The organism is Nocardia sp. CA-136227 (assembly GCF_050955695.1).
Taxonomy (GTDB): domain Bacteria; phylum Actinomycetota; class Actinomycetes; order Mycobacteriales; family Mycobacteriaceae; genus Nocardia.
This window is the reverse complement of record NZ_CP192081.1, coordinates 3,032,720-3,045,400: the sequence shown is the minus strand read 5'-3', so window position 1 is coordinate 3,045,400 and position 12,681 is coordinate 3,032,720. Positions and strand designations below refer to the sequence as shown.

Below are 12,681 nucleotides of genomic sequence, written 5' to 3'. Positions count from 1 at the left end.
CTATGACCGAACCCGAGAACGCCGCGCCGCAACGCCGCCCCGGAGGCCGAGCAGCCAAGGTCACCGAGGCCGTCCACCGAGCCGTTCTCGAGGCAGTCACCGAGCAGGGCGTCGAGAACGTCGGCATCCCCGATATCAGCCGCCGCGCCGGAGTCCGCGACAGCTCCATCTACCGCCGCTGGGGCACCCGAGAGAACCTCGTCCTCGACGTCCTCCTCACCGCCAGCGAACGCACGCTCCCCCTCCCCGACACCGGCACCGCCCACGGCGACCTCACCGCCTTCGCCACCGCCCTCATCAGCTACCTCGAAACCCCCCTGGGCGACAGCCTGGCCCGCGCCCTGGCCTACGTCACCGACTCCGAAGAAATCACCGAGGCCCGAAACACCTTCTGGGAAACCAGATATCGCGCAAACCAACAGATCGTCGAACGCGCAGTGGAACGCGGCGAACTCCCACCCGACACCGACGCCCGCCAAGCCATCGAACTACTCATCGCCCCAATCCACTTCCGCCACCTGCTGACCCGCCAACCAGCCGACGCCGCCTTCGTCGAACGCCTGGTCACTCACGTGATCGGCGCGATGCATAGCGTGCCCGCGAAGCGCGCCCGCCGAACCTGAACGCACCGACAGACGACGAACCCGGCCCCTCCTGTCGGAGGGACCGGGTTCGTGGCGTGCGGCAGCAGATCAGTGCTGGTTGCCGTTGTTGTGGTGGTAGCCGCCCTCGCCCTGGTTGCCCTGGGTGCCGTTGGCGCCGGGGCCGCGGTCGTCGGTGCCGGGCTCGGCGTGGTTGGTGGGGGTGTGGACGATGTCGTAGTAGACGCTCGGGTCGGCGGCGTTGGGGGTGACGCGGTAGGTGAAGGCGTGCTTGTCGAGCTGGATGATGGGGACGACGCGGGTGAAGAGCACGGCGCCGGCGTCGTTCTTGGCAGCGATCCAGCGGGAGGAGCCGTCGGGGGCGACGGTCCAGTCGCCGTGCATCTTCGGGGTGTCGTTCAGGTTGTACATGGTGAACGTGCCGTCGGCCTTGAAGTAGGCCCAGCCGACGAAGTTGGAGACGGCCGGGTTGTCCAGCGGGACGCGGTTGCCGTTCTGGTCGAGGGCGTCGGTGGTCTTCCACGGGGTGGAGGCCAGCACGGCGGACGGCGAGGCCTCGTCCTGGGCGACCGCGGTGATGCCCGGGGCCTCGGGAGCGGCGAAGGCGGCGGCGGGGAGAACACCCACCGTGGCGGCCACGAGGGTGGAGGCGACGACGACGGTGCGGCGGGAGATCAGCGAGGTGATGTTCACGTGTTCAACGCTACGAATCGGGCCGCGGATCCCGCATCAACCGATCGGCTACGCCTGGACGCGCTGATGGGTTGACGCCCCAACGCCTGGACAACAGCGCGGGCGCTGGGACGCAAAAGAAATCGAGCCCCGGATCAGTGATCCGGGGCTCGATATTCGGTGGTCCTAACCATGATCAACCCGAACCGCCCGACGGCAGACGGCCCGAAAATCCGGGTCAAACCGGTAAGCACGCGGCGATTTACGGCCAAGAGCGACCGGATCGGGGGCGAAGAACCCGAGTGCCCGCAGGCAAGATGAGAACCTGATCGGCCCGGGCAGCATGTACGCCGCTCTCCATGGGACCCGCTGCAAGGAAGAGAGTTCTCGGGCAAAGACACCCGCGCCGTCGTCGCCATCCGGCGGCACCGTCGCAGCACGAGCCCACGGCGCCATACGCCACCAGTAGATCGAGGGAGGAGGCCGCACCCGAAGCCTGGCAGGCGACCATCTCGAAACTCGCCAAATGCCGGAGAGGTAGAGATCAGTCTCCCTTCGAATGCTGGTGGTGCACTTGTCAGCCCAGTCTCTAGTAGCCGTACAGCTGGCCTGATGTTCCCCGCGGTCTTCCGGACACCTTCCAAAGCCGGTCTGTGTCATAGCAGTCGTCAAGCCTCACCTCTCTGTCGGCGAGCATGGCATCGCAGAGGAGGGAGGCGGAAAGCGGCTATGAAGTCAGATGATCCTCCTTGCCACTGCAATCTCCAATCAGGTGAGATTGCTAGGGATGCGGGCAGGCACGATTACGACTATCGGAACCATCTGGCACTGACCCATCGGATCCATTGAATCATCCTGTGACATGGGAAGTTTCGCCCTATGCTCTCGACGCATGAGTACTTCCGACGATGCGAACGAATCCCCACAGTCACTGGCCGAGCAACGAGCGTTGTGGCGTGGGCAAGCTGCATCCTTGCCCAAGCTTCGTGGAGGCAAAGGCACTTGGGTCCCTCTCGTCCTTGAGCTTGTGGAGCAGATTGGGGCGGGAAAGGCCATCGACATGGCCGCCCGTCCGGAGCTCCCTCCCGCCGTCTTCGGCTCAGCACAACGTAAGGGCGGCGCTGCTCCACACACGCAGCCCCAGACCTGGCTTGAATACAGCAAATTCGTCAAGGGCACGCGCCTGGCTCAGACCGTGCACGATGGTCTGAGGTTGACGCCCCGCGGCCAGGCTGTTCGATCCGATCCCACACCAGCACAATTGGCCTCGGTCATGGCAGATCGCTTCCGTCTCTTCGCGGAAACCTTGTCGCTGGTAGCTACAAACTCACCCACTGTGGAAGAGGTGCACAACCACCTTCAAATGCAGTATGAAACTGCTTGGGAGAGCCTCGGAGGCACCCGCAGCCGAATGGACTGGCTCGAAGCTCTCTGCCTCATAGAAGGCCGAGGTGGCAGACGATGGAAGATCACTGCAGCTGGCGAGGCGCTACTCGCACAACGCACCATTGTCAGCCCGCGGGCGATCACCACTCGACCCGCTCACGTTCATCCCGTTCTCGAGGCGCCGGAAGAAATTAAGGGTCTCCTTAGTCGACTGTCCACACACGAGCGCTCCCATGACTCCCGCAGCACCTACAACATCTGGGTGCCGAGTCCGGCGTCGAGCCCGAACAAGGTGGAGAATCTCAAAACCATTGTCAACGCGGCGACAGATCCCATCGCGCGAGAAGAGTTGCTGACTTTTATCGCCGATACCTTCGGGCTTCGCCGTAGCAGCGTCGATTCGATGATGCCGTTCCTGCGGGTATCCGGTCTCCTCCATGAGGTCGGACTTGGCATCTACCAGGCGACCGATCCTGCGCGTGCATGGGTCAGGACGGACGATGACATCAACTTCGTTCGTATTCTGCATGCCAACATGAGGTACGTGGGTGAGATGCTCCGGACCCTTGAATCGAGTGTCACTCGTTCCGAGATGTACCACCAGGCAGCAAAGTACGGGCTCAATACAGAAAAGAGCCGGTGGATCGCGTCGTTCCTCGCAGACACTGCTCTCGTGGAGCAACCGCAGTACGGGAAGCTCCGCGCTACCGCAACCGGCCTGGCCCTTCTCACCGAGTTGCCACTCGCAGAGGTGCCCGACGCCGTCGAGCAATCAGCACCATACGACGGCGAAGACGTTCAGCCGGACAAGGTCCCGAAACCTTCGCTCACGGATGAACTCATGTGGCTCTCGCAATCACCGCAGGCTCTGAACCTAGGCTCAGGAAAAGCGTTCGAGAAGTCGGTGTGCGATGCATTCAGGGCGCTCGGGTTCAGTGCCGAAACCGTCAGCGGATCGGGCGATACCGATATCGTCGTTCGGTGGCGAGACGAGACCGAGGCCGAAGTCGTTGCGATCGTCGAAGCGAAGTCGCGTTCGAACGGGCACGTCACGCACACAGACATCAGCGATGTTGCCTTGGAGACCCACAAGAACCAGCACAAGGCAGACTTCGCCGCTATCGTCGGCCCAGCGTTCAACGGGGACACCATCAAGAACATGGCCGCTCGGCGCCAGTGGGCGTTGGTCGACGCGAATCGGCTTGGAAATGTCGTCGAAGCAGCGACCGAGTTGGGGCTCAGCCCGACAGAGACGGGACTCCTGTTCAAGGTTCCGGATGGCCTGACAGAACTCGATCGGATCATCGAGCAACGACGCCGGGAGTTGTCGGTACTCTCGTTCGTCGTCGGTCAGCTGGCGCAAGAGGCCGCAGACGGCGGCGACGCCATCACTGCCCGCGATATCTTCCGAGACGGCAAGCGAACAGAACTCACACCAACAGCGGAAGAGGTAATCGCCGCATTCTCGTCACTATCACAGGTCGAGATCGGCGCAGTTCGCTTGGCGCAGCAGCAAGACGACCCGAAGTTCTCGACCTACACGCTCGGCGACGTCCGGGCCGCAACGATGAAACTGCGAGCGTTGGCGGACGCGATCGACAGGGGCGCTGCGGTTGATGGATGAAATCCACCACATGGTGAGACCGGAGTACTGCCCGCCAGCCTAGATCGAGTTGCCCTCTTCTCCGAAGCCAAGCATGCAATCGACGAAACAGATTGCACTCGCGCGAGTTTGCACAGAGGTAACAGCACCTCCGCCAAGTACACCCGCGCGGCACTGTCAACTCCGGTCGAACCTTGGATCTGGCACGAATTCCGTGATTCCGCCTGGTCGGGTTGTTCAGTCGCTCAAAAGAATCGGCTTCCGGAGAAGATCGGGTTTGGCGCGGCCGAACATCTAGCGCTTGATCATCTTGATCCGGTTGACGTGGCCTTCAACCGGTCCGCTGCTCCAAGGCAGGGTGAGACCGGCGCTGACGGCGTCCTGATCGCGGCGCAGGCCGCGGACGAAGGAGGGCTAGGGTCGCCACTGAGATCGCTCAGGCCGATGCTTGCTCCGGGTCCGCGTTCAATGGCAAGTGCGCGTAGCTGTGCAGAGGAGGCAGCGTCGAGTCGGCCTGCGAGAATCGTCGACGCGCCGCCGGCGATGTGAGGAACCGAAATTAGCAGGTAGAGGTCGGCGTCGACCGGATTGCGGGCGGCGGCGACGGCCAGTGCGGCCAGCGTCGTCTCCAGCTTCGGCCAGCTGTGGTTGAGCAACGCCCTGAATGGTCCGCAGACCGAACCAGGGTGGATGGCCATCGTTCCGTAGAGTTCGCCCAACGTCTGCCCGGCGCCGAGTGGCCGTGCCGTGCTCAGGTTGACGAGTACGGCAGCGTGGTCGCCGGGAGACCCACCGATGGAAACGTCGATACGCGTCCCGGAACGAGGAGTCACCCAAATTCGCCTGACCGCACGTGAACCATCGACCGGCTGTCGCAGCACGATCGTCGGTGCGCCCGGCGTGTAGTGGATCATCCCGCCCACAGGGTGGTACAACGCGTCAGCAGCGTCGAATTCGGCTGCCGCCGCGGCGCGCAACCAGCCCCACAAGTGGTTGAGAAGACCCCACATGCCTTGTCCGGGATGCCATTCGCGAGCACCGTCGAGGTAGATGCACAACTTGTTCCCAAGGACATGCGGAGATCCGGCGAACAGTGTGCTCCGGAGGTACGAGCGGAGTACGACGTAGCCGTGCCCGTTCGGGACGGAACGAAATGCGGCTCAATACCTTTCACGCCGACTACTCGGACCCCCACCCTGAGTTGACACCTGCTTGGGGGTGTAATGGTGCTCTGCCGCAATGGGATACGTTGATATCGAACAGTTCGTCAGGAGGTAGCGGTGATGCGTACGCGAGGATTGCGGCGAATCGGAATCATGCTCGGCGCGCTGGCTTTGGTGGCCGCATGTGATCCAGGGGCATCGAGGGAGAGCTCCGGGAGCGGCGTATCGAGTTCGGCGGGCAGCGGTTCCACGCCGGTGACGAGCCCGGCCGGGCCGTCGCAGCCGCCCGCCACCGCCGGGAGCGGACCGGCCACGACCAAGCCGCCAGCGACCACGACGACGGCGTCACAGCCGCCCGCCGCCACCGGGAACGGACCGGCCACGACCAAGCCGCCGGCGACCACCACGGCGGCGGTGCAGGGCAGCGGCACGGTGACCGTCAAGACCGCGACACTGAAGGGCGTGGCGGTTCCCTATGTGCCGGTGCATCTCCGGCTGTATCAGCCGTGCGATCCGGCCGGGCACGATCGAGCCGAGGGGACGCCGGAGGTGCGGCGGTTCGACGGCGTCACCGACCTCAGCGGGCAGGCCGTGTTCACGGTTCCGGTGGGGTGCTACGGGTTGAACATGGATACGGTGCCGGGCACGAATCCGGTGCCGGAGGGCATGCACACCGTATTCGTGGAGACTGACGGTCAGTCCGTGACCGGGAAGCTGCGATTCCAGGATCCGGCGCCCGATCCGGTGTGCGCGCAGCAGACCATCAACCACGATCTGAAGGTCGAATCCCGGCTCAGCGGCGCCGCCGCGACGGTCACCGGATGCGACGGCAACTGGGCCGTCATCGCCTGGGACGTGCAGGGCGACAGTCAGCGCGTCGTGCGGCACACGGCGTCCGGGTGGACCACCTACGTCGGCTTCCCGCATAACGTGTGCTGGGCCAAGGCCGAACAGGACGGGGTTCCGGACCGGTTGAAGAAATACTTCACCGGCTGTTGAGTGACCGGGCGCGCAGACCCGCCCACAGTTCGAGAGTGAAGTGTTGCCGCAGCTGCGATGGCGGAGGATTGCACTTCCGCCGCCACCGTAGCAGGCCGATCCCCGAATCCCCCTGTGTCAGCAGCGGAATGAGCAAATGGCATCCGCCGCCCCTGAACCCACCGGCCTCCGCTCGGCATACAGCGAACCCGGCCCCTCCTCTCGGAAGGACCGGGTTCGTGGTGTGAGGCCGCAGGTCAGTGCTGGTTGCCGTTGTTGTGGTGGTAGCCGCCCTCGCCCTGGTTGCCCTGCGTGCCGTGCGCGCCCGGGCCGCGGTCATCGGTGCCCGGCTCGGCGTGGTTGGTCGGGGTGTGGACGATGTCGAAGTAGACGCCCGGGTCGGCGGCGTTCGGGGTGACGCGGTACGTGAAGGCGTGCTTGTCGAGCTGAACGATCGGGACCACGCGGGTGAACAGGACGGCACCGGCGTCGTTCTTGGCGGCGATCCAACGCGACGAGCCGTCAGGGGCGACAGTCCAGTCACCGTGCATCTTCGGAGTGTCGTTCAGGTTGAACATGGTGAACGTCCCGTCGCCCTTGAAGTAGGCCCAGCCCACGAAGTTCGACACGGCCGGGTTGTCGAGGGCGACGTGGTTGCCGTTCTGGTCGAGGGCGTCGGTGGTCTTCCACGGGGTGGAGGCCAGCACGGCCGACGGCGACTCCTCGTCCTGAGCGACCGCGGTGATACCCGGGGCCTCCGGCGCGGCGAAGGCGGCGGTGGCGGGAGATCAGCGAAGTGATGTTCACGTCTTCAACGGTAGGAATCGGCCCGGGTCCCGCGCATCGACCGATCGGCTACACCTGCACACGCTGATGGTTTGACCTCGCCCGCGTGACCCGCCACATCTCGATGAGTCACTCAGGTCGAGAATCACCGCCACCCGTGAAGATCTGGAGAAGGAGACTGCTGCGGAACCGCGGCGTCGCGAGCGGGCACGCGCAGACACAGTGCAGAATTCCCCACGGCCACAGCGCTGACCAATGGCAGAGCACGTCGCGCGGCGAGAAAACGAACTTCCACGATACGGCGGAGATGTACGATCGTGGCGGCTCGAAAACGTGTGTCATAGGCCGGCGAAGACGCCCATTCGCAATGCGTGACTTGCTGATTGCGAGGGCTGTCGGGGGTTCAGGGTCCCGGCAACGGACACGCGACGGGATCCTCAGGAGGCACGTCGATGTCGAATCCACACATCAACTTCCCGGACGGCATGACCGAGGCGCAACGGGAAATCACGAAATCCTCTGTCGCGACCCATATCGCCCGCATCGGCGCGGATAAGGCGACACTGCACGACAGAGCGGAGGAGGTCGAACTCACCGTCGCGGCGCACGCGCCACTAGCGAGAATTGCCGAGGCCGACCCGGATGCGGCGAAGGCCCTCCAGGTCGCCGCGGAGCGCCGGAAGATGCACATCGAGGCCCGGGCCGCGAAGCTGACGGACCCGATCCGGCCCAGCGACCTTCCCATCCACTTCGACGGCCCGACGCTGCGATCCGGCGATCGGATCTTCGTGCTTCCGTTCCAGTTCGATTGGAAGTGGCATGACGGCGAAGAACCGTCCCGCTCGAGCACCGACGTCCAGACCGGCGATGTCTCCATCGGGGTCGGAACCAATGGCCGGTGCGGCGGGCACGCGGGTTTCGGCGTGAGCTTCGTCGCGGATCGGACGGCGAGGGCGACTACCAGATCGCTGCGGAGTTCATCGTGGGACTATCTGGTGTCGGGCGCCCTGTTCGGCGGGAGCGCGACCTCGGAGGGCGGCATGGATATGGCCGTCTTCGAGGACGGCCGATTCCTCCAGCTCGTCGAGGACAAGCGCTGGCGCAGCCGCAAGAGCGGCGGCGAGTCCGCGAGCGGGGACAGCGGAGGCAGCGGTCTCGGCGAAACGATCGAGATCACCTGGCAGATGGTCGCGGGCCGCACCTACAACATCAACGTCGGCGCGTGGGTCTTCTGCGAAGCTCGACCCGGGGCCGGAGTACTCTCGGGAGACTCTTACGCCCAAGGAAACATCATCGGAAAAGTGTCCCTCATCAGCGTGTTCTTCGGCTGACACGGCCGGGCCGGAAACTGCTGAACCCTGGGCTGTTCCGCGCGGGAACAGCACGGACAACTACACGAAAGCAGTGAACCCGCAGGTCGATAGCCTGCGGGTTCACTGTTCTGTGGTCCTAACCATGATCAACCCGAACCACCCAACGGCCCATGGGCCGCAATTGCGGATCAAGCCGGTCGGTACACGCAGCACGCGATCGAGGGCTTGAACTGCGGATTCATCCGAGACATCCAGCGGGCGCGTCAACCGTGCACAGTCTCCTCGCCGGACAGTGCGGAGTTCGAAACGGCCACAAGTGCCACTGCAGATTCCAGGTTGTGGTCATACTGCCGCCGTCACGCGCGTACGCCTACGCCTCAGCCACTCCTGAAGTACCTCGCGTACTTCATCTTCGAGCTTGAGCGCATTTGGCGAACCCGGGATCAGGTTCTCCGAAAACCCGCACGCCCAGCGTGAAAGAAGGGTGCGCAACGTAGCTGAGCCGTTGGTCGGCGCGACCAGACAGTAGCGGCCACTATGCAATTCTGATCTGAGGCCAATCAGGTTGCGGCCATCTCCCAGTTCCGGGCCCCGAACCAGGAGTTTGGCCTCGACCGCGGCGATCAGCGCTCGCCTCGACGGGAATGGACGTTTCCCCGCACGCACCCGATTGGCTTCCGCGCGGGTGAAGATCGCGATGTCACACTCATGGCAAACACCAGAGCGACCCGGGAACTTAACGCCGAGGTGCACTTCGAGCTTCTGCTCGCACCGCTGGGAGGTCGGAGGGAAGGTCACGACAGCGAAGGTGTACTCCTCGCGTGACGTGAGAGTTCCGGGCCTCGTTCGAAACCTGACATCTACAGCGGGTGTCCGGCCGTCATTGGTCACCAGAACAGTGCCTCCGGCCTTTTCCGCCGCTGACAAAAGGATCGTGAACAGCGCCGCCTCGTACAGATCATCATGACCGACCGCGGCCCGACTCGAAACGACACAGTTCGGGCAGCGGTCGGGCACGGGGCGAGTAGTGTTCAGGCTGCCCAATCTTGCGAAATGATTCCTGTATTCCGTTGTCCGGCAACTTTTTCCAGAACGAGTACGTCCTCGTGGGCGATCAACTGGACGGGAAGGCCGGCGGCGCGCTTCTTGGTGATCAGGTCGCGTTGGAAGAAGCTGCTGTGGGCGATGAGCTCGCTCTCGCCCACCCTCCCGAGTAGGGCCACGCAGCGTTCGACCGGTTCGAGTCCAGCTAGCGCCGCGCAGGTGAGTAGGTGCGAAGGCAGGTCGACCAGTTCGGTGCGTTCGCGCCAGGGGCGGGCGGTGATGACGATGTGCCCGCCGGGGCGCAGTCACCGCACGCATTCCCGCCGATGTCGATCGCCGCGACCGCCTCATCGGCCCATTCACCGCCCGCCAGCTCGTGATCCTCGCCGCCACCGCCCTGGCGCTGTATGCGGGCTGGCTGCTCACCCGCACCGTCATTGCCCCGCCGGTCTTCGTCGCCGGTGCGGTGCCGATCGGTGCGCTGGTCACCGGTCTGGTGCTCACCAGCCGCGAAAGCCTGTCCGGTGACCAGCTGCTGGTCGCCCGCGATCCGTCACCGCCTCGTCGCCGCCCCGCACGGATTGTCCTCGCCCCCACGCTGGCTCACCGCCCGCGCCACCAAGGGGCCGCAATCGGCTGCGCAGCAACCATCTCCGAAAACGACACCCACGAAGCCGAACTGGCCGCGGTGCGCGCCAAGATCACCGATGCGAACGCAAGAATCGACCGCTACCTCACCGCGTTCGAGAACGGGGACGATGGACCCCATAATGGTCGGGCCGCGACTCACCGAACTGCGCGACACCTGCCACCAGCTCACCGCTCGCCGCGACGAACTCATCACCACCATCGCAGCCGTCCCCGAAATTCCCGAACCCGCGACCCTGACCGAAATCGCCGACCACATCAGCGACCTCATCAGTTCCGGCACCGACCAGACCCGCAAGGCCCTGATCAAGACACTCATCGCCGAAATCAAGATCACCGGCCCCGACACCGTCGTCCCGGTATTCCGCATCCCCCAACCCACCACCGACCCCATCACGGCCGACACGAACGTCGCCAACACCCCCACACACGCGAACGGGCCCCTGCCCGACGAAAAATCGCCGGGCAGGGGCCCAATCAACCCGGTTCGGGTTGATACTAATTCGGTGGTTCTAGCTGGGATCGAACCAGCGACCCCTCGCGTGTGAAGCGAGTGCTCTCCCGCTGAGCTATAGAACCGGGGTCTCGCCGCCGAAGCGGCTGTCCAGCTCGGGGTTTCCCGTGTCGGAGTGAGACAACACTAGCGCGTTACCCCGCCTGTTTGCCAAATCGACGCCCGGGTGGCGGGGAGGTCAGCGTTCGGGGAGGGGTGGGGTGGGGGTGAAGGTGACGGGGAGGGCGAGGAGGGCGCGGTGGAAGGGGCCTGGGCGCCAGGACAATTCGGGGGCGGGGACGGCGAGGTGGAGTTCGGGGAGGGCGTCGAGGAGTTGGTCGACGGCTTCCTGGGCGATGAGGTAGGCGAGGGAGCTGGCGGGGCAGGCGTGGGGGCCGACGCCCCATGCGAGGTGGGAGCGGTTGCCGGAGAACCCGGCGCCGCGGATGGTGGGGTCGGTGTTGCAGGCGGCCATGGAGATGACGACCGGCTGGTGCGGCGGGAGCCAGGTGTCGTCGATGAGGACCCGCTGGGGCGGGAAGCTGATGCAGAAGTTGGCCATCGGCGGGTCGTTGAAGAGGACTTCGTCGAGGGCGTCGCGGGTGGACAGGCTGCCGCCGAGGGCGCTGCCGCGGAAGCGGTCGTCGAGGAGCAGCAGGACCAGGGTGTTGACGATCAGGTTCTGTTGCGGCTCGATGCCCGCGCCGTAGAGGGTGGCCAGCTGGTGCACCATCTCGGTGTCGGTGAGGCCGGTGGGGTGGTGCAGAATGCGGGTGGCGACGTCCTGGGCGGGGTGGGCGCGTTTGTGGTGTGTCAGCCGCAGCAGGGCGTCGATGAGCAGTTTGTTGCCGTGTTCGGCGCCGACGCCCTCGAAGATGGCGCGGAACCCCTCTGCTGCCTGCGCCGCGATCTCGACCGGGCATCCGAGCAGGGTGTTGAGCACCTGGAAGGCCAGCGGAAAAGCGTAGTCGCGCACCAGATCCGCCGATCCGGCCGCGCAGAACGAGTTGATCAGCGACACCGCGACCCGCTCGACGGTGCCCTGCAACCCGAAATGGTCGATGCCGGCGAGCCCGGCGGTATTGGCCTGCCGGTACCGCGCGTGCTCGGATCCCGCGTTGCGCAACGCATTCGGCCGCCACTGCATCATCGGCAGCACCGGGCAGTCCGCGGGCACGCCCGCCTGCCAAGCCCGCGGATCGGCGGGGAACCGTTCGGGATCGTTGAGAATCCTTACCGCCGTGCGATATCCGACCACCAGCGTGGCCGGCACCCCCGGCGCGAGCTCCACCGGAACCAAAGACCCGTACTGCTCCCGCATCTCGCGATAGACCCGATGCGGGTCGGCGGCGAACTCGGGGGTGTACATCGGTACGCGCGTACCGACTTGCTCTGACATCGAACCCACTTCACACGGTGCGCAACACTCCACCGCCGCCGAACAGCGCACATCCCGGATGCGGAAGATCAACACTACCGACGCGGCCGCATCGGCGCGCACCGTTTCGACGACCCCGCGCTCAGAGACCGATTTCGCGAAAGTGATTGACAGCGGCGAGCCGCAGGAGCAGGCTCTACGAGGCACAATTGTTGCTCGACAATTGCTGCGATATCCCGGCTGTCGGCGTTCCCGCCCGGTTGGTGAACGCCGGTCGACAGCGCTCGGAGATTCGGCGGACGCGGACGCGTCCCTTTTTCCTTCAGTTCGGACCCGAGACCTACCAATTCGGAGGTTGGAATGTCTAGCAAGCACGGCCGAAAACCCAGCCAGATCGCCGACAAGGCCAAGAAGGGCATGAAGGGCCAGGCGCAGCGCATGGAATCCGACATGGACCAGATGGCCGACGACGCCCGGCGCGACATGGACCGCCTGGGCGCCGGCATCAAACGGGAAGCCCAGCAGGCACGGTCGGACGCACAGGGCCTGGACAAGGAGATGAAGCGCAAGCTCCAGCATCGCTGACCCGGTGACGCGAATGGCCGGTCCACTTGG

At 64.9% G+C, this 12,681-nt stretch carries 13 protein-coding genes, 1 tRNA gene and 1 pseudogene; 6 read left to right on the top strand and 9 right to left on the bottom strand.

Going from position 1 to position 12,681, the window contains the following annotated elements; all coding sequences use genetic code 11:
• Positions 1-2 precede the first annotated feature (2 nt).
• Complete coding sequence (locus ACQP06_RS13990) at positions 3-623, top strand: TetR/AcrR family transcriptional regulator (protein ID WP_433672605.1); 621 nt, start codon at positions 3-5, stop codon at positions 621-623.
• Positions 624-692: 69 nt separating this feature from the next.
• Here the strand turns inward: ACQP06_RS13990 and ACQP06_RS13985 are convergent, their stop codons facing one another.
• Entirely contained in the window at positions 693-1,295 is a 603-nt protein-coding gene (locus ACQP06_RS13985) for a DUF4822 domain-containing protein (RefSeq protein ID WP_433672604.1), read from the bottom strand.
• Positions 1,296-2,166: 871 nt separating this feature from the next.
• Between ACQP06_RS13985 and ACQP06_RS13980 the strand changes: the two genes are divergently transcribed.
• Positions 2,167-4,284: a restriction endonuclease gene (locus ACQP06_RS13980; protein WP_433672603.1), complete on the top strand. Its 2,118-nt coding sequence runs from the start codon at positions 2,167-2,169 to the stop codon at positions 4,282-4,284.
• A gap of 284 nt (positions 4,285-4,568) precedes the next feature.
• On the opposite strand, the gene ACQP06_RS13975 is transcribed toward ACQP06_RS13980, so the two are convergent.
• Both ACQP06_RS13975 and ACQP06_RS13970 read right to left on the bottom strand, forming a co-directional pair.
• Positions 4,569-5,321, bottom strand: coding sequence for a hypothetical protein (locus ACQP06_RS13975; protein ID WP_433672602.1), 753 nt, complete (start codon positions 5,319-5,321; stop codon positions 4,569-4,571).
• Positions 5,322-5,530: 209 nt separating this feature from the next.
• Positions 5,531-5,869 carry a hypothetical protein gene (locus tag ACQP06_RS13970; protein ID WP_433672601.1) on the bottom strand — a complete coding sequence of 113 codons (339 nt, stop codon included), beginning with the start codon at positions 5,867-5,869 and terminating at the stop codon, positions 5,531-5,533.
• Here ACQP06_RS13970 and ACQP06_RS13965 point away from each other — a divergent pair.
• Positions 5,859-6,425 (top strand): hypothetical protein, encoded by a 567-nt coding sequence (locus tag ACQP06_RS13965; RefSeq protein ID WP_433672600.1) that lies wholly within the window; start codon positions 5,859-5,861, stop codon positions 6,423-6,425. The genes ACQP06_RS13970 and ACQP06_RS13965 overlap by 11 nt on opposite strands.
• Before the next feature lie 236 nt (positions 6,426-6,661).
• Here the strand turns inward: ACQP06_RS13965 and ACQP06_RS13960 are convergent, their stop codons facing one another.
• Entirely contained in the window at positions 6,662-7,111 is a 450-nt protein-coding gene (locus ACQP06_RS13960; RefSeq protein WP_433672599.1) for a DUF4822 domain-containing protein, read from the bottom strand.
• Between the two features lie 531 nt (positions 7,112-7,642).
• Here ACQP06_RS13960 and ACQP06_RS13955 point away from each other — a divergent pair.
• Positions 7,643-8,521, top strand: coding sequence for a hypothetical protein (locus ACQP06_RS13955; protein WP_433672598.1), 879 nt, complete (start codon positions 7,643-7,645; stop codon positions 8,519-8,521).
• 324 nt (positions 8,522-8,845) lie between these two features.
• Here the strand turns inward: ACQP06_RS13955 and ACQP06_RS13950 are convergent, their stop codons facing one another.
• Both ACQP06_RS13950 and ACQP06_RS13945 read right to left on the bottom strand, forming a co-directional pair.
• On the bottom strand, positions 8,846-9,520 hold the full coding sequence (locus ACQP06_RS13950; protein ID WP_433672597.1) for a hypothetical protein: 675 nt from the start codon (positions 9,518-9,520) through the stop codon (positions 8,846-8,848).
• Between the two features lie 14 nt (positions 9,521-9,534).
• Entirely contained in the window at positions 9,535-9,708 is a 174-nt protein-coding gene (locus ACQP06_RS13945) for a hypothetical protein (RefSeq protein WP_433672596.1), read from the bottom strand.
• A gap of 155 nt (positions 9,709-9,863) precedes the next feature.
• On the opposite strand from ACQP06_RS13945, the pseudogene ACQP06_RS13940 reads away from it, so the two are divergent.
• Positions 9,864-10,076: pseudogene (locus ACQP06_RS13940) on the top strand (PrgI family protein); the annotation flags it as partial.
• Positions 10,077-10,100: 24 nt separating this feature from the next.
• Here ACQP06_RS13940 and ACQP06_RS13935 read toward each other — a convergent pair.
• From ACQP06_RS13935 to ACQP06_RS13925, 3 genes are all read right to left on the bottom strand, one after another.
• Positions 10,101-10,616, bottom strand: coding sequence for a hypothetical protein (locus ACQP06_RS13935; RefSeq protein WP_433672595.1), 516 nt, complete (start codon positions 10,614-10,616; stop codon positions 10,101-10,103).
• Between the two features lie 86 nt (positions 10,617-10,702).
• Positions 10,703-10,774 (bottom strand) — tRNA-Val (locus ACQP06_RS13930).
• 113 nt (positions 10,775-10,887) lie between these two features.
• A complete protein-coding gene (locus ACQP06_RS13925) occupies positions 10,888-12,087 on the bottom strand; it encodes a cytochrome P450 (protein WP_433672594.1) in 1,200 nt (399 codons plus the stop codon).
• A gap of 339 nt (positions 12,088-12,426) precedes the next feature.
• On the opposite strand from ACQP06_RS13925, the gene ACQP06_RS13920 reads away from it, so the two are divergent.
• Entirely contained in the window at positions 12,427-12,651 is a 225-nt protein-coding gene (locus tag ACQP06_RS13920; protein WP_357094063.1) for a hypothetical protein, read from the top strand.
• The last annotated feature ends 30 nt before the right edge of the window (positions 12,652-12,681 follow it).

What these genes read in the sequence shown, in the direction of transcription:
- ACQP06_RS13990 (WP_433672605.1), top strand. Translation starts at nt 3, where the DNA reads ATGACCGAACCCGAGAACGCCGCGCCGCAACGCCGCCCCGGAGGCCGA.
- ACQP06_RS13980 (WP_433672603.1), top strand. Translation starts at nt 2,167, where the DNA reads ATGAGTACTTCCGACGATGCGAACGAATCCCCACAGTCACTGGCCGAG.
- ACQP06_RS13955 (WP_433672598.1), top strand. Translation starts at nt 7,643, where the DNA reads ATGTCGAATCCACACATCAACTTCCCGGACGGCATGACCGAGGCGCAA.
- ACQP06_RS13925 (WP_433672594.1), bottom strand. Translation starts at nt 12,087, where the DNA reads ATGTCAGAGCAAGTCGGTACGCGCGTACCGATGTACACCCCCGAGTTC.
- ACQP06_RS13920 (WP_357094063.1), top strand. Translation starts at nt 12,427, where the DNA reads ATGTCTAGCAAGCACGGCCGAAAACCCAGCCAGATCGCCGACAAGGCC.